The organism is Lentzea sp. HUAS12 (assembly GCF_024125735.1).
Taxonomy (GTDB): domain Bacteria; phylum Actinomycetota; class Actinomycetes; order Mycobacteriales; family Pseudonocardiaceae; genus Lentzea; species Lentzea albida.
This window is the reverse complement of sequence record NZ_CP099738.1, coordinates 6,650,702-6,672,271: the sequence shown is the minus strand read 5'-3', so window position 1 is coordinate 6,672,271 and position 21,570 is coordinate 6,650,702. Positions and strand designations below refer to the sequence as shown.

The 21,570-nt window shown below is 70.7% G+C and carries 21 protein-coding genes; 16 read left to right on the top strand and 5 right to left on the bottom strand.

The window, feature by feature from the left end:
* Positions 1-15 precede the first annotated feature (15 nt).
* Genes dacB through hpt form a run of 4 tightly spaced genes read left to right on the top strand, consistent with a single transcriptional unit; the run spans position 16 to position 4,622 of the window.
* The gene (gene dacB / locus ND450_RS30620) at positions 16-2,076 is read left to right on the top strand and encodes a D-alanyl-D-alanine carboxypeptidase/D-alanyl-D-alanine-endopeptidase (RefSeq protein ID WP_253321919.1); all 2,061 of its coding nucleotides are present in this window, start codon (positions 16-18) and stop codon (positions 2,074-2,076) included.
* Between the two features lie 28 nt (positions 2,077-2,104).
* Positions 2,105-3,148, top strand: a complete 1,044-nt coding sequence (locus ND450_RS30615; protein WP_253321918.1) for a zinc-dependent metalloprotease — start codon at positions 2,105-2,107, stop codon at positions 3,146-3,148.
* Positions 3,145-4,056: a tRNA lysidine(34) synthetase TilS gene (tilS, locus tag ND450_RS30610; protein ID WP_253321917.1), complete on the top strand. Its 912-nt coding sequence runs from the start codon at positions 3,145-3,147 to the stop codon at positions 4,054-4,056. Before ND450_RS30615 ends, tilS begins: the two co-directional genes overlap by 4 nt.
* A 17-nt stretch (positions 4,057-4,073) precedes the next feature.
* A complete protein-coding gene (hpt, locus tag ND450_RS30605; RefSeq protein ID WP_089908282.1) occupies positions 4,074-4,622 on the top strand; it encodes a hypoxanthine phosphoribosyltransferase in 549 nt (182 codons plus the stop codon).
* Positions 4,623-4,913: 291 nt separating this feature from the next.
* On the opposite strand, the gene ND450_RS30600 is transcribed toward hpt, so the two are convergent.
* On the bottom strand, positions 4,914-6,611 hold the full coding sequence (locus ND450_RS30600) for a substrate-binding domain-containing protein (RefSeq protein ID WP_253321916.1): 1,698 nt from the start codon (positions 6,609-6,611) through the stop codon (positions 4,914-4,916).
* Positions 6,612-6,939: 328 nt separating this feature from the next.
* On the opposite strand from ND450_RS30600, the gene ftsH reads away from it, so the two are divergent.
* Genes ftsH through ND450_RS30565 form a run of 7 tightly spaced genes read left to right on the top strand, consistent with a single transcriptional unit; the run spans position 6,940 to position 13,428 of the window.
* Entirely contained in the window at positions 6,940-9,126 is a 2,187-nt protein-coding gene (gene ftsH, locus ND450_RS30595) for an ATP-dependent zinc metalloprotease FtsH (RefSeq protein WP_253321915.1), read from the top strand.
* On the top strand, positions 9,123-9,770 hold the full coding sequence (folE, locus tag ND450_RS30590) for a GTP cyclohydrolase I FolE (protein ID WP_089908290.1): 648 nt from the start codon (positions 9,123-9,125) through the stop codon (positions 9,768-9,770). The genes ftsH and folE overlap by 4 nt, the downstream gene beginning before the upstream one ends.
* A 32-nt stretch (positions 9,771-9,802) precedes the next feature.
* A complete protein-coding gene (gene folP, locus ND450_RS30585) occupies positions 9,803-10,588 on the top strand; it encodes a dihydropteroate synthase (RefSeq protein WP_253328040.1) in 786 nt (261 codons plus the stop codon).
* Positions 10,581-10,973: a dihydroneopterin aldolase gene (gene folB, locus ND450_RS30580; RefSeq protein ID WP_253321914.1), complete on the top strand. Its 393-nt coding sequence runs from the start codon at positions 10,581-10,583 to the stop codon at positions 10,971-10,973. The genes folP and folB overlap by 8 nt, the downstream gene beginning before the upstream one ends.
* Positions 10,970-11,464: a 2-amino-4-hydroxy-6-hydroxymethyldihydropteridine diphosphokinase gene (gene folK / locus ND450_RS30575; RefSeq protein ID WP_253321913.1), complete on the top strand. Its 495-nt coding sequence runs from the start codon at positions 10,970-10,972 to the stop codon at positions 11,462-11,464. Before folB ends, folK begins: the two co-directional genes overlap by 4 nt.
* Positions 11,461-11,928, top strand: a complete 468-nt coding sequence (locus tag ND450_RS30570) for a DUF3180 domain-containing protein (RefSeq protein ID WP_253321912.1) — start codon at positions 11,461-11,463, stop codon at positions 11,926-11,928. Before folK ends, ND450_RS30570 begins: the two co-directional genes overlap by 4 nt.
* Before the next feature lie 36 nt (positions 11,929-11,964).
* Positions 11,965-13,428: a DUF6779 domain-containing protein gene (locus tag ND450_RS30565; protein ID WP_253321911.1), complete on the top strand. Its 1,464-nt coding sequence runs from the start codon at positions 11,965-11,967 to the stop codon at positions 13,426-13,428.
* Positions 13,429-13,434: 6 nt separating this feature from the next.
* On the opposite strand, the gene ND450_RS30560 is transcribed toward ND450_RS30565, so the two are convergent.
* The 3 genes from ND450_RS30560 to ND450_RS30550 all read right to left on the bottom strand — a co-directional run bounded on the left by ND450_RS30560 (position 13,435) and on the right by ND450_RS30550 (position 16,334).
* Positions 13,435-14,520, bottom strand: a complete 1,086-nt coding sequence (locus ND450_RS30560; protein ID WP_253321910.1) for an NADH-quinone oxidoreductase subunit D — start codon at positions 14,518-14,520, stop codon at positions 13,435-13,437.
* A gap of 450 nt (positions 14,521-14,970) precedes the next feature.
* Complete coding sequence (locus tag ND450_RS30555; RefSeq protein ID WP_253321909.1) at positions 14,971-15,393, bottom strand: DUF1203 domain-containing protein; 423 nt, start codon at positions 15,391-15,393, stop codon at positions 14,971-14,973.
* Positions 15,394-15,410: 17 nt separating this feature from the next.
* The gene (locus ND450_RS30550) at positions 15,411-16,334 is read right to left on the bottom strand and encodes an SAM-dependent methyltransferase (protein WP_253321908.1); all 924 of its coding nucleotides are present in this window, start codon (positions 16,332-16,334) and stop codon (positions 15,411-15,413) included.
* Positions 16,335-16,405: 71 nt separating this feature from the next.
* On the opposite strand from ND450_RS30550, the gene ND450_RS30545 reads away from it, so the two are divergent.
* The 5 genes from ND450_RS30545 (at position 16,406) to ND450_RS30525 (ending at position 20,704) form a co-directional block, all read left to right on the top strand.
* Positions 16,406-17,533, top strand: a complete 1,128-nt coding sequence (locus ND450_RS30545) for a PrsW family intramembrane metalloprotease (protein ID WP_253328039.1) — start codon at positions 16,406-16,408, stop codon at positions 17,531-17,533.
* 102 nt (positions 17,534-17,635) lie between these two features.
* Entirely contained in the window at positions 17,636-18,526 is an 891-nt protein-coding gene (locus ND450_RS30540) for a Rossmann-like and DUF2520 domain-containing protein (protein ID WP_253321907.1), read from the top strand.
* A 1-nt stretch (position 18,527) separates the two neighbouring features.
* Positions 18,528-19,418: a pantoate--beta-alanine ligase gene (panC, locus tag ND450_RS30535; RefSeq protein WP_253321906.1), complete on the top strand. Its 891-nt coding sequence runs from the start codon at positions 18,528-18,530 to the stop codon at positions 19,416-19,418.
* Between the two features lie 10 nt (positions 19,419-19,428).
* Positions 19,429-19,899, top strand: coding sequence for an aspartate 1-decarboxylase (gene panD, locus ND450_RS30530; RefSeq protein ID WP_253321905.1), 471 nt, complete (start codon positions 19,429-19,431; stop codon positions 19,897-19,899).
* A gap of 10 nt (positions 19,900-19,909) precedes the next feature.
* Positions 19,910-20,704, top strand: a complete 795-nt coding sequence (locus tag ND450_RS30525) for a type III pantothenate kinase (protein ID WP_089908321.1) — start codon at positions 19,910-19,912, stop codon at positions 20,702-20,704.
* Here the strand turns inward: ND450_RS30525 and ND450_RS30520 are convergent.
* Positions 20,694-21,449, bottom strand: a complete 756-nt coding sequence (locus ND450_RS30520; protein ID WP_253321904.1) for a class I SAM-dependent methyltransferase — start codon at positions 21,447-21,449, stop codon at positions 20,694-20,696. The two genes, ND450_RS30525 and ND450_RS30520, sit on opposite strands and share 11 nt — an antisense overlap.
* Positions 21,450-21,570: the final 121 nt, after the last annotated feature.

Below are 21,570 nucleotides of genomic sequence, written 5' to 3'. Positions count from 1 at the left end.
CTGACGGAGGTCTCCGTGCCGGACGACCCCCAGTGGCCGACCGAGGACGACGACATCGATTCAGAAGTCGTCCCTTCCGAGCCGACTGTGCAGGTCAGCCGCCCGTCCGTGGACCAGCCGACGATGCGGTTCCCCCTCGCCGCCGTGCTCGCGACACCGTCCACTCAGGAACCGCTGCGCTCCTCGCCCGTTCGTTCCGCTCCGAACGGTTCCCGGCCCGGTTCCGGTGCTCCCGGTGGACCTCCACCCGTCTCGAACGGGCACGCGGGCGGAAACCCCGGTGGGAAGTCTCACGGCCCGATTGCTCCGGAAGTCGGCCAACCCCGGGCCCTCCCGGTGCGCGTCGAGCCGAACGGGGAGCAGCGGACCGCCGAGATGTCCGTCCCGCACGCCAGGACGGCGCGGGTCGACCAGCTGCCCGACGGCGACCAGTCGTGGTTCGACCAGCCGGTGAGACCGGACCGGCAGGCCCCGCGGCCGGAACCGACCAAGCGCGTCGACCAGCTGCAGACCCCGGCACCGCCGCGCCAGGAACCTCCACGGCCCGAGCAGCCCCGGCCCGTGCCGCCACCGCCGCGTCCGGAACCTCGCCAAGAACCGCGCCAGGAGTCGCGTCCTGAACCGCGTCCGGAACCGCCGCGCCAGGAGCCGCGGGACCTCCCCGTCACCGGCTACGACGAGGAACCCGAGGACCGCCTCACCACCGACGAGCCCGGGAAGAGCCGCAAGCCGCTCCTCGTGGTGCTGAGCCTGCTGGTCGTCGCGGCCCTCGCCGGCGCCACCGTCTACGCCGTCAACGAGTTCGGTGGCACCACCGCGGTCGAGACCAGGCCGCCCGCCCCGCCGGCCGCCGTCCAGCCGCTGGTCAAGGCCGTCACCGCGGGTGCCCCGGCGCCGACGGCGGCAGGCGTGCAGCAGGCGCTCGCCGGACCCGCGGGCAACGGCGCGCTGGGCACGCTCACCGGCAGCGTCATCGACCCGGCCAGCGGTGCCGCGCTGTGGCAGCGGGGCGACACCACGCCCGCGACCCCGGCGTCGAGCCTCAAGATCCTCACTGCGGCCGCGGCCCTGCTGAGCCTCGAGAAGACCGACCAGCTCAGCACCAAGGTCGTCCAGGGCGCGGAGCCCGGCACGGTGGTGATCGTCGGCGGCGGCGACCCGACGCTCTCCGGCGCGCCCGGCAGGTCGGTCTACCCCGGCGCCGCGACGCTCGACGACCTGGTGAACCAGGTCAAGGCCAAGGGACCGGTCACCAAGGTCCAGTTCGACCTCAGCCGGTACGTGGGCGAGCCGCTCGGCCCGCAGTGGGAGTCGGCGGACATCGCGGGCGGTTCGGTCGCGCCGATCGTGCCGTTCATGCTCGACGGCGGCCGGGTCGACCAGTCCAACGTCAACGGCGTGCGCACCGGCAGTCCCGCGCAGGCGGCGGCGGACGCGTTCGCACAGCGCATCGGGGCCCCGGGAGCCACGGCGGGCTCGGCCCCGCAGGGCGCGCCGGTGCTCGGCGAGGTCAAGTCGGCGCCCGTCGAGCAGCTCGTCGACAACATGATGCAGATCTCGGACAACGTCCTGACGGAGGCCGTCGCCCGCGAGATCGCGATCAAGACCGGCAACGAGCCGTCGTTCGCGGGCGGCGTGAAGGCCGTGCGGGACGTGCTGACCAAGAACGGGTTCGACCTCACCGGGGCGAACTTCGTGGACGGCAGCGGGCTGTCCGCGTCGAACAAGATCCCGGCCAAGCTGCTCACCGACGTGCTCACCGCGGCGGCCAAGCCCACGCTGGACGACCCGCGCACCGCGAAGCTGCGGCCGTTGCTGACGGCGCTGCCGGTCGCGGGCGGCAGCGGCACCCTCGCCGGCCGCTACACGGGCTCGGCGGCGCAGGGCAAGGGCTGGGTGCGGGCCAAGACCGGCACGCTCACCGGCGTCAACGCCCTCGCCGGCGTGGTCGTCGACGTGGACGGACGGGTGCTCGTGTTCTCGTTCATGTCCGCGAGCGACCGCAACCCGGAGACCGAGGTCCGGCCCGCGCTCGACGTGATGGCCGCTGCGTTGCGCGGTTGTGGCTGTTCGTAGCGGGCCGTGCGCAGGTAGCGTCGGAAGCGTGAACGGCGCGACGGAGGCAGAGCTCGGCCCGGTGGACTGGGAGCTGGCGGTTTCGACCGCCGTGCGACTCGTCCGGCCGGGCCCCGTGATCGGCAAGGACGAGGCTGACCACGTCGTCGGCAGACTGCGCGAGCTCGCGCCCCAGGCGGAGGTGCACGTCCGCGAGCTGACCACGCTCGGGCAGGGACTGCCGCTGCTGCCGGGCGAGGTCGTGGACCGCCCGGCGTGGGTCGCGGCCGCCGCACAGGGCCTCGCCGCGCTGACAGGCCCCGCGATGCCGCGCCCGACAGGGCCGATGGCGAGCCTCCTGGCAGGCACGGCCGGTGTGCAGGCCGGTGTGGTGATGGCGTTCCTGTCGTCGCGCGTGCTCGGCCAGTACGACCCGTTCAGCCCGACCGACCAGCTCGCCGGGCGGTTGCTGCTCGTCGCGCCGAACATCGTTGGCGCGCAACAGGCCCTGGACGTGCCGGACGACGACTTCCGCATGTGGGTGTGCCTGCACGAGTGCACGCACCGCCTGCAGTTCACCGGCGTGCCGTGGCTGCGCAAGTACTTCTCCGACCAGGTCACCGCACTGCTGTCCTCAATGGACGAAGAACGCGCGCCGCTGACCGACGTGATCCGCGACTTCCGGCAGAAGCTGCGCGAGGGCGACGGCCCGATGAGCCTGATCGACCTCATCCAGTCGCCGCAGCAGAAGGTCCTGCTGGACCGGCTGATCGCGCTGTCCACTTTGCTCGAAGGCCACGCCGACCACGTGATGGACGCCGTCGGCCCCTCGGTCGTGCCGTCCGTGGCGACGATCCGCACCCGCTTCAGCGCGCGTCGCAAGGGCGGCGGCCTGCTCGACCGGATCCTGCGCACGGTGCTCGGCGTGGAGGCGAAGGTGCGCCAGTACGAGGAGGGCGCGCAGTTCACCTCGTACGTCGTGGAACGCGTGGGGATGGACGGCTTCAACGCCATCTGGACGTCCGCCGACACGCTGCCGACCCGTGTCGAGATCGCCGAGCCGATGAGCTGGCTGCGCCGCGTGTCGCCGTGAACGGACCGGTCGCCGAGATCCGGACGGCGGTCCGCAGGTTCCTGGACGTCGTCCAGCCGGAGGCGGTGACCGTCGCGGTCTCGGGCGGCGCCGACTCCCTGGCGCTGGCCGCGTGCGTGGGCCGGCTGATGCCGGGCGCGTCCGCCGTGGTCGTCGACCACCAGCTGCAGCCGGGGTCCGCCGACGTGGCGTTGCGGGCGGCCGGCCAGTGCTCGTCGTTCGGACTCGTGGCGCGCGTGGAGCCCGTCGTCGTCTCCGGACCCGGTGGGCCCGAGGCGGCTGCGCGCAACGCCCGCTACGAGGCGTTGAGGCCTGCTTCGGGCGTCGTGCTGCTCGGCCACACGCTGGACGACCAGGCCGAGACGGTCCTGCTGGGCCTGGGCCGCGGGTCCGGTCCGCGCTCGATCGCCGGCATGCGCCCGTTCGATGCGCCCTGGGGACGGCCATTGCTGGGCGTCTCTCGGGCCGTGACGCGTGCTGCGTGTGTGGAGCAGGGCATCGAGTGGTGGGAGGACCCGCACAACTCCGACCCGTCGTTCACGCGCGTGCGGTTGAGATCTGAGGTCCTGCCGTTGCTCGAAGCGGTGCTGCAAGGCGGCGTCTCGTCTTCGTTGGCGCGCACGGCAGCACAGCTGCGCGAGGACTGTGACGCACTCGACTCTCTCGCGGAAGCCTTCGCCGGCGACTGCTGTGCCGTCGACGACATCGCCGAACTGCCCGCCGCCCTTCGACGGAGAGTGGTCAGAACGTGGCTGATCGACGAGGGCGTGCCTGAACTGTCCGATTCGCACCTGCGACGTGTTGACGCACTGGTGAGTGAATGGCGCGGTCAGGGCGGTGTCTGGCTACCCGGTGGCTTTGTCGTGCGGCGCGCGCATGGCAGGCTCGTTGTGGAACCACAGTCTTAAGCAGAGGGGACCTGTCCGTGTACGACGGCGACATCGCATCCGTGCTCATCACCGAGCAGGAGATCAGCGACAAGGTCACCGAACTCGCCAAGCAGGTCGCGGATGATCACCCCGAAGGTGACTCCGACCTCGTGCTGATCACCGTGCTCAAGGGCGCTGTGATGTTCATGGCCGACCTTGCCCGCGCTTTGCCAGTTCCGGTGCAGTTGGAGTTCATGGCCGTCTCGTCCTACGGGTCCTCTACCTCGTCCTCGGGCGTGGTGCGGATCTTGAAGGACCTGGACCGCGACATCGCCGACCGCAACGTGGTGATCGTCGAGGACATCATCGACTCCGGGTTGACGTTGTCCTGGTTGTTGAAGAACCTGCAGTCGCGCAAGCCGCGGTCGTTGCAGGTGTGCACGTTGCTGCGCAAGCCCGACGCGGTGAAGGTCGAGGTGCCGGTCAAGTACGTCGGGTTCGACATCCCCAACGAGTTCGTCGTGGGGTACGGGTTGGACTACGCGGAGCGGTACCGGGATCTGCCCTACATCGGCACGTTGGACCCGAAGGTCTATTCGAGCTGAGCGCTTTTTCGTGGACGGGGGCGCCGGTGCGCCCCCGTTTTGCGTTTGGCGGGTGGTCGCGTTCCTGGGGTCGGGTCGCCTTGCGAGGGTGGTCCGTCAGATCAAGGTTCGGACAGCTCGCCACGCCAGGCTGGATGCGTGGGCGGCTTTGTGCGTACAGCTGTCCGGTTGGCACCGCGCGCCGCGCCTGCGTGCGCAGCCGCCTCGCGTTGGCGGGTGCGTTTGCCCCACACATGCAAAACGCCGGGCCTCCCCAAGGGAAGCCCGGCGTCAGGTCTCGCACCACCCGAGTCAGCAGTTCGGGCGGCACCGCCGCTGCGACACCGCGTCCAGCAGCACGCCGCGGATGTCCTCCGGGTTCGGCGCCTGGTACGCCTTGCCGCCCGTGGCCGCCGAGATCGCGCGGAGCGCGTCCATGTCCACCTCGTCGCCGAGGCCGACCATGATGATCGGCACCGGCTTGGCCGGGTCCGCCTCGCGCTTCAGGGTCTCGATCAGGGCGCCGGTGTCGATCGACGAGATGTCGTCGTTGCGGCCGTCGGTCATGAGGACGACGGAGTTCACCTTGGCCGGGTCGTAGCCCTGCAGGACGTGGCGGAACGCCGCCAGGGTCGTGTCGTTCAGGGCCGTGCCACCGCCCACCAGGCCGGGGAGCTGGGAGGCGCCCGCCTCCAGGCGCTTGCGGCGGGTGACGCCTGCCAGGGGTTCGCCCAGAGGCCCTATCGGGACCAGTTCGATCCAGTCGTTCGGGGGCTTCTTGTCGGTGGAGAAGGCCCAGAGGCCGATGGCCGTGGTGTCCGGGAGCATCGACAGGGCGGTCATCGAGGCCTCGGTGGCCGCCTCGACGCGGGTCTTGCCGTTGCCGCTCTTCTCGATCATCGAGCCGGAGACGTCGATGACGGTCAGCATGCGCATGTCGAGGCTGATGGCGCCCCAGGTGCGCAGGAGTTCGGAGACCTGGTCGGCGTTCGGGGTCTCGATCAGCTTCACGTCGCCCGCCTGGACGCCCTCGACGTCGGTCGTCCACTTCGCGGGGGCGGCGCCGTTCACGGTGCGGAAGCCCGCCTCGCCGAAGCGCTTCGAGGTGTCGTTCGAGCGCAGGACCTTCTCGAACTCCGCCGCCGCCTCGCCGACGCCCTCGGGCTCGTTCGGGCGGGAGACGCGGACCAGCGGGTAGTCGAACGAGAGCGTGCCCTCCTTGGGCGGGGCGCCCAGGACGGCGTTGTCCTTCATCGTGCGGTTGTTCGACACGACGGACTGCTCGGTCGCGGCGAACAGCGGTGCCTTCGCGGCGTCCGTGGTGACCTTGCCGAACGCGTCGCGGACCGACGGGACGGCGCTGCGGCCCACGCGCAGCAGGGTGCCGACGAGTTCCGGCTTGGGCGTGCCGTCGGCGTTGCCCAGCAGGGTGCGGATCACGAACAGCGAGGCGAGGCCCTCCGACGTCATCGTCGGGTCGCTCATCGAGATCTGGACCTTCGGGTCGACGACCTTGGACCACGAGACGGGCGTGACCGGGAAGCCGATCTTCGACATCGCCTGCTGGGACCCGGCCATCACGAGCGGGCTGGAGGCCAGGGAGGGCTTGATGTCCAGCTTCGGCGCCTCGGGGCCGGTCTCGGCGGCCTGGCGCTGGGCCTCGGCCGCCCACATCGACGAGTCGGGGATCCACAGCGAGTGGGGGTTGATCTGCGCGGTGGGGAGTTCGTTCGCCACGTCCGCCGCGTTGCGCGACTCGACCGTGACCTGGACGCACCGGCCGCGCACGACCGGTTGTGACCGCTGGTAGTCCTGCGCCGCCGAGTTCACCACGTCGAGCGCGGCGGGGGTGACGGCGACCTTCAACGGCAGTGCGCCTGAGCAGTCCGCGCCGCTGGTGACGCGCAGGGCCACGACCGTGACGCCCGCCGCCGCGACGACCCCGAGCAGGGCGCCCACGGGGAGGGCGACCCGCCGGAACAAGCCGGGGGACGTATGACGTGCTGACATACAGTTACTTACCTTCGGTCACGTGTTCACTCTTTCGAGTGGCGGGGGAACACTCGGGGGAATGCATGAGGATGACATGTGACCGCCAAACGTACTGAGACGGCGTGACCTGCGTCACTCGTCTGCCTGGCGGTATTTGTTCCGGATGAACCAAAGTGCGTGAACGTGCGTGGCGGGGGTCACCAGTGGGAACCACAGGTGGGCCTCGCCCGTTGGTTGCTCAGTACCCGGCCAGCGAGCGGTAGGCTGGTCGGACGCGGTATGTGGGTCTTCCACTGCCCGACGCGCAAGTCAGGGAGGGTCGAGGCCGCCCGCCGGCCGTAAGTGCATGGACCGCAAGCGCCTGCTTCGCAACCCGCTGCTGTGGATCGCTGCGGTGTTGCTGCTCTACTTCGTCTTCACCGTGCTCTTCGACGACTCACGGGGTTATCACCAGGTCAAGACCTCCCAAGCACTCCAACAGGTGCGGGACGGCAAGGTCAAGGAAGCCACGATCGAGGACAAGGAGCAGCGTCTCCGGCTCACCCTCACCGACGGCACGACCTTCGAGGGCAGCAACCGCCTGATCACGCAGTTCCCGGCCAGCTCGACGGACGAGATCTTCAACGTCCTCGACCAGGCCGGCAACAAGCCGACCGTCGAGACCAAGGTCAGCCAGGAGTCCATCCTGATGCAGATCTTGATCTACCTCGTGCCGCTCGGCCTGCTCCTGCTGCTGCTCATGTGGATGATGAACAACGCCCAGGGCGGCGGCAACCGCGTCCTGAACTTCGGCAAGTCCAAGGCCAAGCAGCTCTCCAAGGACATGCCCAAGACGACGTTCGCCGACGTCGCCGGTGCCGAAGAGGCCGTCGAGGAACTGGAAGAGATCAAGGACTTCCTCCAGAACCCCGGCCGCTACCAGGCGCTCGGCGCCAAGATCCCGAAGGGCGTGCTGCTCTACGGCCCGCCGGGAACCGGTAAGACGCTGCTCGCCAGGGCCGTCGCCGGTGAGGCGGGCGTGCCGTTCTACTCGATCTCCGGCTCGGACTTCGTCGAGATGTTCGTCGGTGTCGGTGCCTCGCGTGTGCGCGACCTGTTCGAGCAGGCCAAGCAGAACGCGCCGTGCATCATCTTCGTCGACGAGATCGACGCGGTGGGCCGCCACCGCGGTGCCGGTCTCGGCGGCGGTCACGACGAGCGCGAGCAGACGCTGAACCAGCTGCTCGTCGAGATGGACGGCTTCGACTCGCGTGGCGGGATCATCCTGATCGCGGCGACGAACCGCCCGGACATCCTCGACCCCGCCCTGCTGCGCCCCGGCCGCTTCGACCGCCAGATCCCGGTGTCCGCGCCGGACCTGAAGGGCCGCAAGCAGATCCTCCGGGTGCACTCGAAGGGCAAGCCGCTCGCCGCGGACGCCGACCTCGACGGACTCGCGAAGCGCACCGTCGGGTTCTCCGGCGCCGACCTCGCGAACGTCATCAACGAGGCCGCGCTGCTCACCGCGCGCAAGAACGGCAGCATCATCGACGGTGCCGCCCTCGAGGAGTCGGTGGACCGCGTGATCGGCGGTCCGGCCCGCAAGAGCCGGATCATCTCCGAGAAGGAGAAGAAGATCACCGCGTACCACGAGGCAGGGCACGCCCTGGCCGCGTGGGCGATGCCGGACATCGACCCGGTCTACAAGGTCACGATCCTCGCCCGCGGCCGCACGGGTGGTCACACCCTCTCGGTGCCGGAAGAGGACAAGGACCTGATGACCAGGTCCGAGATGATCGCGCGACTGGTGTTCGCACTGGGTGGCCGGTCCGCCGAGGAGCTCGTCTTCCACGAGCCCACGACGGGCGCGTCCAACGACATCGAGCAGGCGACGAAGATCGCCCGCGCGATGGTCACCGAGTACGGCATGAGCGCGAAGCTCGGCGCCGTGAAGTACGGGCAGGAGCAGGGCGAGCCGTTCCTCGGTCGCTCGGCCGGCCGCCAGGCGGACTACTCGCTGGAGGTCGCGCACGAGATCGACGAGGAGGTGCGCAAGCTCATCGAGGCCGCGCACACCGAGGCGTACGAGGTGCTCAACACCTACCGCGACGTCCTCGACGACCTCACGCTCGAGCTGATCGACAAGGAGACCCTGCACCAGAAGGACCTGGAGCGGATCTTCGCCCGCGTCGAGAAGCGGCCGCGCATCACCCAGTTCAACGACTTCGGTGACCGCACGCCGTCCGACATCCCGCCGGTCAAGACGCCCGGCGAGCTCGCCAAGGAGCGCGGCGAGCCGTGGCCGCCCGTCGTCGAGGACGCGATCGAGGAGGAGCTGAAGCAGGAGGACGCCGCCGCGGCGGAGCCCACCGAGCAGCTGCCCTCCCCGAACGGTTCCAACGGCGTGCACCAGCCGGCCCAGCCCGGTGCCCAGTCGGGCCCGCCGAACTACGGCGCTCCGCCCGGGTGGACCCCGGCGACCGTGCCCGGCGGCAAGCCGCACAACGTCTGGGAGCCGAAGAAGCCGCAGCCGGACCAGGACGAGCGGCAGTGACCGAGCAACAACAGCTCGACGGAGACGCCGGCCTCACCCACAACGGGGAGGCCGGCGTCTCCGCGCGGCGGGTCTTCGACCAGGCGCGGGCCGAGGCTGCGGTGCGTGAGTTGCTGCTCGCGTGCGGTGAAGATCCTGACCGGGAGGGGTTGCGCGAGACACCCGCACGGGTGGCGCGTGCCTACCGGGAGTTGTTCGCCGGTCTGTACACCGACGCGGACAGCGTGCTGGCGAAGACGTTCGACGAGAGCCACGAGGAGCTCGTCCTCGTCACGGACATCCCGATGTTCAGCTTCTGCGAGCACCACCTGCTGCCGTTCCACGGCGTGGCGCACGTCGGGTACATCCCGAACGAGCAGGGGCGGGTCACGGGCCTGTCGAAGCTCGCGAGGCTCGTCGACCTCTACTCGAAGCGGCCGCAGGTGCAGGAGCGGCTGACGTCGCAGGTCGCTGACGCGTTGGTGCGCAAGCTCGAACCGCGCGGCGTGATCGTCGTGATGGAGGCCGAGCACCTCTGCATGGGCATGCGCGGTGTGCGCAAGCCCGGTTCGCGCACGACGACGTCGGCCGTGCGCGGGTTGCTGCGCACTTCCGCCTCGACGCGGGCGGAGGCGATCGAGCTGATCAGGGGCCGGACGAGGTGAACGGACTGCCTCGTCCCGGCCGCTGTGTCGTGATGGGCGTGCTGAACGTGACGCCCGACTCGTTCTCCGACGGCGGCCGGTACGTCGATCGGCGGGACGCGGTGGCGCACGGCGTCGAGATGTTCAAGCGTGGCGCGGACGTGATCGACGTCGGCGGCGAGTCCACCCGTCCCGGCGCCGAGCGCGTCGACCCGGCCGAGGAGATCGCGCGCATCGTGCCGGTCATCCGCGCCCTGGTCGCCGAGCAGGTGCCGGTCAGCGTCGACACCATGCGGGCCTCCGTCGCGGCGGCGGCGCTGGAGGCGGGCGCGTCGATCGTGAACGACGTGTCCGGTGGCCTCGCCGACCCCGAGATGGCCGCTGTCGTGGCCGCGGCCGGAGTTCCGTACGTGCTCATGCACTGGCGTGGGCACAGCACGGAGATGGACGCGTTGGCGATGTACGACGACGTGGTGACGGACGTGCGCAGCGAGTTGCTGGAGCGCGTCGAGGCCGCGCTGGCCGCCGGTGTCGCCGAGTCGTCGATCGTGCTCGACCCCGGGCTGGGCTTCGCGAAACTGGGCGACCACAACTGGGAGTTGTTGCAGCGCCTGGACGAACTGGTCGAGCTGGGCTTCCCGGTGCTGGTGGGGGCGTCGCGCAAGCGCTTCCTCGGCACGTTGCTCGGCGGTCGTCCACCGGGCGGCAGGGAGGACGCGACCGCGGCGGTGTCCGCTCTGGCCGCGTTCAACGGAGCGTGGGGTGTGCGGGTGCACGACGTCGACCGGACGCTGGACGCGGTCGCCGTCGCCGGTGCTTGGAGGCGGGGACATGGCTGACCGGATCGCGTTGACGGGCCTGCGGGTGCGCGGCCACCACGGGGTGTTCGAGCACGAGAAGCGCGACGGGCAGGAGTTCGTCGTCGACATCACGCTGTGGCTGGACCTGTCGTCGGCGTCGCGCACGGACGACCTCCGCGAGACGTACCACTACGGCGAGCTCGCGGAGATGGCCGCGGCGATCGTCGGTGGTGAGCCGTACGACCTCATCGAGACGGTGGCGGGCAAGATCGCTGACGCCGCGATGGCGGACACGCGGCTGCACGCGGCCGAGGTGACGGTGCACAAGCCGTCCGCACCGATCCCGCTGACGTTCGACGACGTGTCGGTGACGATCCGCCGTTCGCGCCGGCTCGCCGCCCCGCTGCCCAAGGACAAGCCTTGAGCCGCGCGGTCCTCTCGATCGGCTCGAACCTCGGCGACCGGTTCGCCTTCCTGCAGTCGGTGGTGGACGGGTTGCGCCCCAACGTGATCGCTGTTTCGCCGGTGTACGAGACGGCGGCGTGGGGTGTCGAGGACCAGCCGGACTTCTTGAACGCCATCGTGATCGTGTCCGCGGACGACGTCGACGAGTGGGGCTGGCTCCGTCGCGGCCAGGCGCTCGAGAACGCCGCCGGACGCGTGCGGGAGAAGCGCTGGGGACCGCGCACGTTGGACGTGGACGTGGTTTCGGTGGACGGGGTGACCTCGGACCACCCGGAGCTGCTCCTGCCGCATCCTGGGGCGTTTGAGCGCGCAACAGTCCTCATCCCGTGGCTCGACGTCGAGCCGGACGCCGTGCTGCCGGGCCGCGGACCCGTTGCGGGCCTGGAGTTCTCGGCCGAGGGCGTGCGGCGGCGTGACGATCTCGTGCTTTCGGGTTGGATGGACGCGTGAGGTTCACCCGTCCCCGCGACCTGGCGGCCGTCGCGATCATCGCCGCGTTGCTGGCCCATCTGCTGCTGCGGCTCGCCTACGACACGTTGCCGCCGCTGCCCGTGCTGGCCGGGTCGACGTTGTTCGTCATCGCGGTCGTGGAGGTCGTGCTCGCCTTCTCGTTGCGGGCCAGGATCCAGCGGCGTGCGGGAGCGCGTCCGGTGCAGCCGCTGACGGCCGCCCGAGCCGTCGCGCTGGCGAAGGCTTCGTCGGTTCTGGGCGCTTTGATGTTCGGTGTCTGGACCGGTGTGTTGATCTTCGTGATCCCCGTCCGCGACTCGTTCCCGGCGGCCTCGAACGACCTGGTGGCAGCGGTTGTCGGGGTGCTCTCGGCGGCCGCTCTGACGGGTGCCGCGCTGTGGCTCGAGCACTGCTGCAAAACGCCCAACGAGCGTTCCGGAAACGAGATAGATACCCGACCGTAGGTCTCAGTCGGATAACTACGCGGTACCGTAGTGCCCATGACCGGGCGTGGCGCGTCGATCGACGGCGAGCAGGAAGATCACGGTCGTGGCTCAGGGCGATTGCTGTTAGTAGCGGCATTGGCGCTCGCCCTCGTGGCCGCGGCGGTGCTCGTGCTGAGCGACAGTGCCCGCATGCTGCGTCTTGCCGTGGTGGCCGCATTGTGGGCGGCTCTGGTGGGCGCGTTCCTCGCCGCCAAATACCGCAAACAGGTCACGGAGCGCGACGACGAGGTGGCCGACCTCCAGTCCGTCTACGAGCTCGAGCTCGAGCGCGAGGTGGCCGCGCGCCGCGAGTACGAACTCGAGATCGAGTCGGAGACGCGCAAGCGCATCGAGGAGGAGTCGCGCGCGGACATCGAGGCCCTGCGCGCCGACCTGCACGCGTTGCGCGACAACCTGCAGGCGTTGCTGGGCGGTGACGTCCTCGTCGAACGAGTGGCCCTGCGCGCCGAGTCGACCCGCCTGCGCTCGCTGTCGTCGGAGGCCGCCCGGCTGACCGCCGGCGCCGACCAGCGCATCATCAACGCCAAGCCCGCGATCACCGCCTCGCCGTCCGCCGAGAAGCCCTCCGAGCGCACCGAGCTGATCGAGCGCGTCGCCCACGACGCCAAGGTGCAGCCCCCGCGCCGCGAACCGGCGCGCCCCGAGCCCGTGCGCCCGGAGCCGAGCAGGACCTCGCCGCGCCCGCAGCCGGCCGTCGTCCGCCGCGAGCCCGTGAAGGTGCAGAAGCAGGAACCGGCCCGCCCGCAGGCCCGTCCAGGTGCCGCCGCCGCGTCCGTGTCGGCCCGGCTCGGCAACGCGGCCGCGCCACAGGTGCCGCAGAAGGCGCAGCCGCCCAAAGTGGCGCCGCCGACCGTGAAGGCGACCCCGGTGCAGGCCCAGGTCCACCGCACCGAGCGGGTGCAGCGCCCCGCGCAACCGCCGGTGCGCGCCGAGGTGCCGGCGCGTCCGGAGCCCGTGAAGGCGGCGGAGCCCCGCAAGCCCCGCGTGGCCGAGCGCACCGAGATGATCGACCCGAAGTCGTTGCAGGCAGCCGGTCGCCGCCGCGCAGACGAGCGCCCGGCCCCCGTTCAGGACAGCGGCTCGTGGGAGACCCTGAAGCCGGACAGCGCCGGTTCCTCGAGCGGCCGCCGCCGCGCCGACGAGGCCCCGGCCCGCCGCACCGCCTCCGAGGACTCGCTGGTGTCGCTGCCCCCGGTGCGCCGCCCCGCGTCCGAGCAGTCGTCGGCGAGGCTCCCCGCGGTCGCACCGAGCCGCCGCGCCACGCAGGAGGAGGCCCCGGTCTCCGGCCGCAGGGTCGCCGAGGACTCGTCCACCCGCCTGCCCTCGGTCTCGACCGGCCGCCGAGCCGCACCGGAAGACCAGTCGGGCGCCCACGCCGACGGCAAGTCGGTCAGCGAACTCCTCGCCTCACTGGGCGGAGGCGACGCCCCCCGCCGCCGTCGCCGCCGCGACGACTAGACCGCGCTACTTGTCGATGTCGCCGACGATGACGGCGAACGAGCTCAGCACGGCAGGCAGGTCGTCGACCTTCGTGCCGGGCAGGAGCGCCGACAGCGCCTGCACGTTGTTGAACGAGGGCGTGCGCAACTTGAGCCGCCACGGCGTCTTCTCGCCCCGCGACGACAGGTGCACGCCCGAGGTTCCGAGCGGCGCCTCGACCCGCGTGTAGACGGACCCCTCCGGAGCCTTGATGGCCTTGGGCAGCCGGAGGTTCACGGGCCCGGACGGCAGCTGTTCGAGGCACTGCGTCGCCAACTCGACTGACTTGGTCACTTCGTCGAGCAGGCACCGCACCCGTGCCGCCGCGTCGCCCTCAGTCCGCGTGACAGGCTCGAACTTCAAGGCTTTGTAAGCGGGCAACGGGTCGTCGCGCCGCAGGTCGAAGTCCACGCCGCTGGCCCGTCCGATGGGCCCGGTGACGCCGTACGCCAACGCGTCCTCCTTGGTGAGAACGCCAAGCCCTTCCAACTTCTCCGTGGCGATGGACAGCGTGCTGGTGTCCACAGTGGACAGGAACGCGGCCACCCGCGCGGTCCACCCGGCCGGCACGTCCTCGCGCAGCCCGCCGATCCGGTTGAACATGAAGTGGATGCGCCCGCCCGACGCCTCCTCCATGAGCGCCTGCACGCCTTCACGGTAGGTGGCGGCGTTGGGGGACAACGGAGTCAGGAAAACCATGTGCGCCATCAGCCGGTTGAGCTCGCACAGCAGCGCTCGCAACCACTGCGCCCGCACCGGCACGTCCATGCCCGTCATGCGCTCCACGGCCAGCGCCACCGCGAGCTCGTTGCAGAACGCCGACAGCCAGTCGTGCCGGTTGGCGAGCGTCAGCACCTGCCGGTAGTCCCGCACCTCGAACAACTTCTCGGCGCCCCGGTGCAGGTGCCCGACGAGGGGCTCGGCCGCGGTGATGACGAGGTCCGGCGTGACGGTCAGGCGCAGGCGGTAGGCGCCGTGGGCCGAGGGGTGCAGGGGGCCGAGGTCGATCACGCGGTCGACACCCAGGTACTGGGCGCCCGCGCCCACGCCGACGGTGATCTGCTCGCTCACCCGAGCATGGTTTCACGGGGGCGGGGAGGGGGCGGGACGTGGTTTGGGGCGCGGTGGGTGGCGGGGCTTCGGCAGTGAGGTGTGGGTGGTGGGCCGTGCGGTGGCTGTGGAGGTGCGGAGGTGGCGACGGGGCTTGGGCGCGGCCGGCGGGTGGTGCGGTGGCGTGCGTGGGGTGAGGCGGCGGGGGCTTGGGCGCGGGTTGTGGTCGCGCGTGGGGTGAGGTGGCGAGGTGGCGAGAGCTGGGCTCGGCTGGTGGCCGCGTGGGGGGCGGAGGGGTGGCGGCGGAGGCTTGGACGCGGCCGGTGGGTTGTGAGGTGGTGCCGATGGGGTCCTGGAGGTGGCGATGGCGGGCTGCGGACCGGTTGGGCGCGGCCGGCGGGACGGAGCTGCGGGCTGATTGCCGGCGGGGTGTGGGCGGTGCTCGGGCGGGCCGGGAAGGCGGCGCCCCGCTCAAGCCCGTGTGACCCCGAAGAAGAAGCACCCGTGCGACACGCTCCGCACCTGCACCGCCTCCACCGCAGGATCGTTGAACAATCCTTCGATCGCACGATCGAACGATCCGGGCTCCACCACCACGCCGTCGCAGATCTGACCGGCGGCGTTGTAGGAACGCAGGATCCGGGGATTGTTCAACAACTCAACAGGCAGGCGATCCACCGAAGCGCCGCCAGGGCAGTCCACGTGCGTGAACACCGGCCCGACCTCGGAGTACGGCCCCTTCCCGAACGGCGCCGAATACCGGAACAACCACACCGGCTCGTCAGCCGAAGACTTCCGCAAACAACACCGCAAAGGCACATCAGGCTCGGAAGCCCGGTACTCACGACCAGCATCGAAGAACGACTCGGACGGCGACACGGTGTGGATTCGCATGAACCCAACCCTCGCCCTCACCCGCCAGAAAAGCTGGCGGGATTCGGACGCCAGGGCGGCAACGCGGGCGACCCGGGCAACAGGTCCGCCACCCCCACCCCACACCCGTGCAACAACCACCCGAACCCACCCAACCCACCGGGATCACGCAACTCGGCGATCCGCCCGGCCCGAGCGGCCGACTCCAACCAGTCCCACCCGGAACCGGAGGCCGAACCGGACAACCCCAAGGCGGACAACGCGTCCCGCTGCGACACCAGCACCCAGTCCCCACCGGCAGCGGCCGCGCACGCATCCAGAGCGACGTGCGCCGTGATGTCACAGGACCCGTCGAACACGGGCGGCACCTGACGCCCACCCCGATACCCCGTCAGCGTGAACCGGCGCGACGACACCAGGTGCCCGTAGTCGATCGCCAACGCCGCCCCGCGCACACCGGAGACAGCCGCCGCCCAAGCCGCATCCCGAGGCGAACCCACCTCGGCCAGCTCACCGTCCTCCAGCGAAGGCCACCACCGGGTGATCCACGGATCGGACGAAGGACCGCGCACCACCGGGCAGGGGATCGCGTCCAGCCACTCGTGCCCGACCAGCAACCCGACGCACGGCGGCACCTCGCGAACCCACCGAACCCCGGGCAGCTCGACGAAAGGCCCGACCTCGACGGCGGTCACGCGGAGCCGCGATGCCAGCGAACCGGTGGCGAGCGTGCGCACCGCGAAGGCCAGTTCACCGCCGCCCGCGCCGACGTCCACGAAGTCCACGACCGGGGGAAATCCCAGAGCGGCGTCCACGCGCGCCAACAGCACCAGCAACGCCTCGGCCAGTTCCGGACCGACCAGCGGAGACGTCCGGAAGTGCCCGGACGGCTTCTCCCCGCGCGCGAAGAAGCCGGAAGGCCCGTAGAGCGCGGCGTGCCAAGCGGCTTCCCAGTCCAACACCGGACAAGTGTGCATCTAAGGTCATTTCCGTGACCGACGCCGACCTCACACCGACGCCGACACCGACGCCGATGCCGGCGCCGGGCAAGAAGCGCATCGAGCAGCGCCGCTGGACCGTCCTGTTCCCCGTCGTGGCGCTGATCGCGCTGGCCGCGGCAGGGCTCGTGCTGTTCGCGCTGGGCACGTCGAGCATCGGCATCGAGCCGCTGCTGGTCGGCGCCGCCGCCGCGCTGATCCCCGTCGCGTTCGTCGTGAGCGCCTTCCTGTGGATCGACCGCTGGGAGCCGGAGCCGGCGAAGATGCTGCTCTTCGCGTTCATCTGGGGTTCGTGCGGCGCGACGATCAGCTCGCTCGCGTTCAACCAGACGTCGAGGGTGCTGGGCGACCTGCTGACGAACGACGGCACGACGTTCACCGCCGTCGTGGGCGCGCCGATCGTCGAGGAGGCGACCAAGGCCGTGTTCCTCATCGCCGTGTTCGTGCGGCGCCGGCACGAGTTCGACGGCGTGGTCGACGGCATGGTCTACGCGGGCATCACGGCCGCAGGCTTCGCGTTCACCGAGAACATCTGGTACTTCGGCCGGGTCTTCCTCGAGAACGGGCTCGGCAACATGGGCGGCGGCGTGATCGCGCTGTTCGTGCTGCGCGGGGTGCTGTCGCCGTTCGCGCACCCGCTGTTCACGGCCATGACGGGCATCGGTGTCGGCATCGCGGCGACGACGAGCAACGCGACGGTCCGCGTCGTCGCGCCCATCGGCGGGTACCTCACGGCCGTCGGGCTGCACTCGCTGTGGAACTTCTCGACGACCGTCGGCACCGGGTCGGACTTCATCAACCTGTACTTCCTGATCATGGTGCCGGTGTTCGCCGGCGCGGTCGCGATCGTCGTGTGGCAGCGGCGCAGGGAACAGCGGATCGTCGCCGGTCAGCTCGCCGCGATGGCGCAGAACCGGTGGATCGCCAACAGCGAGGTCGCCCTGCTGGCCAGCCTGAACGGCCGCCGCAACTGGCTGCGGGCGGTCAAGCGCAAGTCGGGTGACACGTCGGCCAAGGCCGTGCGGAGCTACCAGATCGCCGTCACCGAGCTGGCCTTCCTGCGGCACCGCATCGAGCAGGGAACGGCCGGTCAGAGCGCCGAGCAGCGCCACGGGGTGCTGCTCGACACGCTGCACGCCGCCAGGGCGGCCGCCCGCCGGTGAATCCGGTCACCGGGAGGCACATCCCCCCGCCCGCGGAGCTACCCTCGGCGACGTCGTCCGGTACCCGCACCAGGGACTGGAACGTCAGAAGGAGTTAGTCGCATGGACGCGACCCCACGTCCGGCGAGGCTCGCCGTGGGTGTCATCTCGGCAGGCCGCGTCGGCTCCGTGCTGGGCGCTGCGCTGGCCAGGACCGGCCACGTGGTGACCGGCGCCTCCGCCGTCTCCCAGGCCTCCCGCAACCGCGCGGACGAGCTGTTGCCCGGCGTCCCGATCGCCGACCCCACCGATGTGGCCGCGCGGGCCGACCTGGTGCTGCTGGCCGTGCCGGACGACGAGCTTGAGGGCCTGGTCAAGGGCCTCGTCGCCACCGGGTCGCTGCGGGCGGGCCAGATCGTCGTGCACACGAGCGGCGCGCAGGGCGTGAAGGTCCTGGAGCCCGCCGCCGCGCTCGGCGCCCTCACACTCGCGCTGCACCCCGTCATGACGTTCACCGGCCGCTCCGAGGACCTGCAGCGGATGAGCTCCGCGTGCGTCGGCGTGACCGCACCGGACGGCGACGAGGTGGCCTGGAGCGTCGGCGAGGCGCTGGTCGTCGAGATGGACGCCGATCCGGTCCGGGTGCCCGAGTCGGTCCGCCCGCTCTACCACGCGGCGCTGGCCCACGGCGCGAACCACCTGATCACGCTGGTCCGCGACGCCGCCGACCTGCTCACCAACGCCGGCGTCGCCAACGCCGAACGCCTGCTCGGCCCACTGCTGTCGGCCGCGCTCGACAACGCGCTGCGCCACGGCGACAGGGCCCTCACCGGTCCGGTCGCCCGCGGCGACACGGGTACGTTGCGCAAGCACCTCGACGTGCTCGCCGACGACGCACCCGAGACCCTGCCCAGCTACCGCGTGCTCGCCCGCCGCACCGCCGAGCGGGCCGAACGCTCAGGGCTGCTCAAGCCCGACACGGCCAACGACGTTCGCACCACTCTCGAGGACTGACGTGACGAAGCCACTGACCAAGGACGACTACCGCCCGGACGACGTCACGGTGCACCGCGACCCGGCCCGGCTGAACCGGGTCGTCAAGGCGCTCCGGGGCGCCGGCCGCAACGTCGCGCTGGTGCCCACGATGGGCGCTCTGCACGCGGGGCACCGCCAGCTGATCCGCGAGGCGAAGGTCATGCAGAACACGGTGATCGTCGTGTCGATCTTCGTGAACCCGCTGCAGTTCGGGCCCAACGAGGACCTGGCCAAGTACCCGCGCCAGTTCGAGTCCGATGTGGACATCTGCCGCGAGGAGGGCGTGGGCCTGGTCTTCGCGCCGTCCGTCGAGGACATGTACCCGGAAGGCGCGCAGGTCACCGTCCACCCCGGACCGCTCGGCGACGAGCTGGAGGGCGCCGTGCGCCCCGGCCACTTCGCGGGCGTGCTCACCGTCGTGGCGAAGCTGTTCAACATCGTGCAGCCCACGTACGCGGTGTTCGGGCAGAAGGACTACCAGCAGCTCCAGCTCATCCACAAGATGGCGCGCGACCTCAACTTCCCGCTGGACGTCGTCGGCGTGCCGACCGTCCGCGAGCACGACGGCCTCGCGCTGTCGTCGCGCAACACCTACCTGAGCCCGGAACAGCGCCACCACGCCGTGACGCTGTCGGCCGCGCTGACGGCCGGCGCGCACGTGTCGGCGCAGGGCGCGGACGCGGTGCTCAAGGCCGCGCACGACGTGCTGGCGCAGACGCCCGAGGTCGAGCTGGACTACCTGGAGCTGCGCGGGTCCGACCTCGGTCCCGCGCCGGAGAACGGCGACGCCCGGCTGCTGGTCGCGGCCCGCGTCGGTTCGACCCGTCTGATCGACAACATCGCGGTGTTGCTCGGCGAAGGCGACGAGTAGGGGGAATGACATGTTCCGCACGATGCTGAAGTCCAAGATCCACCGGGCCACGGTGACGCAGGCCGACCTGCACTACGTCGGTTCGGTGACGGTCGACGAGGACCTGATGGAGGCCGCCGACCTGCTGGCGGGCGAACAGGTCGCCATCGTCGACGTCACCAACGGTGCCCGCCTGGAGACCTACGTCATCCCCGGCGAGCGCGGCACCGGCGTGCTCGGCATCAACGGCGCGGCGGCGCACCTCGTGCACCCCGGCGACATCGTGATCCTGATCGCGTACGGGCAGATGGACGACGCCGAGTCGCGCACCTACAAGCCGCGCGTCGTGTTCGTGGACGCCGAGAACAAGGTCGTCGACCTCGGTGCCGACCCGGCGCACGCCCCCGAGGGGTCCGGACTGGTGAACGGCTCCACGAGCGCGCCTTCTTCTGAGACCGTGGAAGCGACCGCGCTCGACGCGTTGATCAAGACCGAGAACTGAGGAACACACCGTGCTGCTCGCCATCGACGTCGGCAACACCAACATCGTGCTCGGTCTGTACGACGGGGTCGGCGACTCGGCCCCGCTCGTGCGCGACTGGCGGATGCGCACCGACGCCAGGATGACCGCCGACGAGCTCGCGCTGACCATGCGCGGCCTGCTCGGCGAGTACGCCGACAAGATCACCGGCATCTCCGCGCTGTCCACCGTGCCCGCGGTGCTGCGCGAGCTGCGGGTGATGCTCGGCCGCTACTACGACTCCGTGCCGAAGATCCTCGTGGAGCCGGGCGTGAAGACCGGCGTCCCGCTGCTCGTCGACAACCCGAAGGAGGTGGGCTCGGACCGCGTGATCAACACGCTGGCCGCGCACCACCTCTACGCGACGTCGTGCATCGTCGTCGACTTCGGCACGTCCACGAACCTCGACGTGATCTCGTCGCGCGGCGAGTTCCTCGGCGGCGCGCTGGCACCGGGCATCGAGATCTCGGTCGACGCGCTGGCCTCCCGCGCCGCCCAGCTGCGCAAGGTCGAGCTGGTGAGGCCGCGCAACGTGATCGGCAAGAACACCGTGGAGTGCCTGCAGTCCGGCATCGTCTACGGGTTCGTCGGCCAGGTGGACGGACTGGTGCGCAAGATCACCGAGGAGCTCCAGCAGACCGACCCCGGCCCCGTGACGGTGATCGCCACGGGCGGGCTCGCCCCGCTGGTCGTCTCCGAGTCCTCGACGATCGCGCACCACGTGCCCGACCTGACCCTGCTGGGGCTGCGCATGGTCTTCGAGCGCAACCTGCCGGCTACTCGCTGACCCGCACCGTCCGGAAGACCTCCGCGCGCAGGGGGACGTCGAACGGCCCGTTCGACGTCTCCGGCCGTGCGCGGAGGAACGCGAGCATCTTGTCGTTGATCGCGGCCCGCTCCTCGTCGTCGATGACGAGCATGCGCGAGTGCGTGTTGATCCACGCGATGGCCGCTTCCGGCGAGTCACGGCGGTGCGAGTGCGGGAAGGTGGCGCGCTCCGCCGGTGCGAACGACGGGTGCGCCATGATCGAGACGGGGTCCTGCCGCTGCGACTCGACGCTGCTCGCCGACACCTCCTCCAGCTCGCGCACCCACTCGACGTCCGAGACCGGCTCGGCCCACATGGCCGCCAGCACGCCACCGGGCCGCAGCACGCGTGCGATCTCCGGCAGCGCCTTCTCCTGGTCGAACCAGTGGAACGCGGTGCCGACGAACACGGCGTCGACGGTCTGGTCGGGTACCGGGATGTGCTCGGCGTGTCCGGGCAGCGCGCGTACGCCGTGCACGCGGCGCACCAGTTCGGAGAGCATCTGCTCGTTCGGCTCCACGGCTGTCACGCGGTGGCCTTCCGCGCACAGAACGGCGGTCAGCTTGCCGGTGCCGGCGGCGAGGTCGAGCACGTCGAGGCGCTCGTCCGTGCCCAGAGGCTCCAGAGCCCACCGGATCGCCGCCACGGGATAGTCAGGCCGGTGTTCGGCGTAGGCCTCCGCCTGCGCGCCGAACGAGTCCGCTCGCCTCGCGTGTAGATCCATCTCCCCAACTTAGTGAGAGAACCGGCGCACATGTTGGTCCGGTCGGCGCTGCCTGCCGATCTTCCGGCGAATTAGTGGTATCCGGTTCGCTTTGGCGTCACGGGTGTCCGTACCCTTCTCG

Bases quoted from the DNA above. Each gene is read 5' to 3' on its own strand.
- ND450_RS30545 (WP_253328039.1), top strand. From the start codon at position 16,406: ATGCCGGCGCCGGGCAAGAAGCGCATCGAGCAGCGCCGCTGGACCGTC.
- ND450_RS30520 (WP_253321904.1), bottom strand. From the start codon at position 21,449: ATGGATCTACACGCGAGGCGAGCGGACTCGTTCGGCGCGCAGGCGGAG.
- panD (WP_253321905.1), top strand. From the start codon at position 19,429: ATGTTCCGCACGATGCTGAAGTCCAAGATCCACCGGGCCACGGTGACG.
- folP (WP_253328040.1), top strand. From the start codon at position 9,803: ATGGGCGTGCTGAACGTGACGCCCGACTCGTTCTCCGACGGCGGCCGG.
- ND450_RS30540 (WP_253321907.1), top strand. From the start codon at position 17,636: ATGGACGCGACCCCACGTCCGGCGAGGCTCGCCGTGGGTGTCATCTCG.
- ND450_RS30555 (WP_253321909.1), bottom strand. From the start codon at position 15,393: ATGCGAATCCACACCGTGTCGCCGTCCGAGTCGTTCTTCGATGCTGGT.
- folB (WP_253321914.1), top strand. From the start codon at position 10,581: ATGGCTGACCGGATCGCGTTGACGGGCCTGCGGGTGCGCGGCCACCAC.
- ftsH (WP_253321915.1), top strand. From the start codon at position 6,940: ATGGACCGCAAGCGCCTGCTTCGCAACCCGCTGCTGTGGATCGCTGCG.
- ND450_RS30565 (WP_253321911.1), top strand. From the start codon at position 11,965: ATGACCGGGCGTGGCGCGTCGATCGACGGCGAGCAGGAAGATCACGGT.
- ND450_RS30600 (WP_253321916.1), bottom strand. From the start codon at position 6,611: ATGTCAGCACGTCATACGTCCCCCGGCTTGTTCCGGCGGGTCGCCCTC.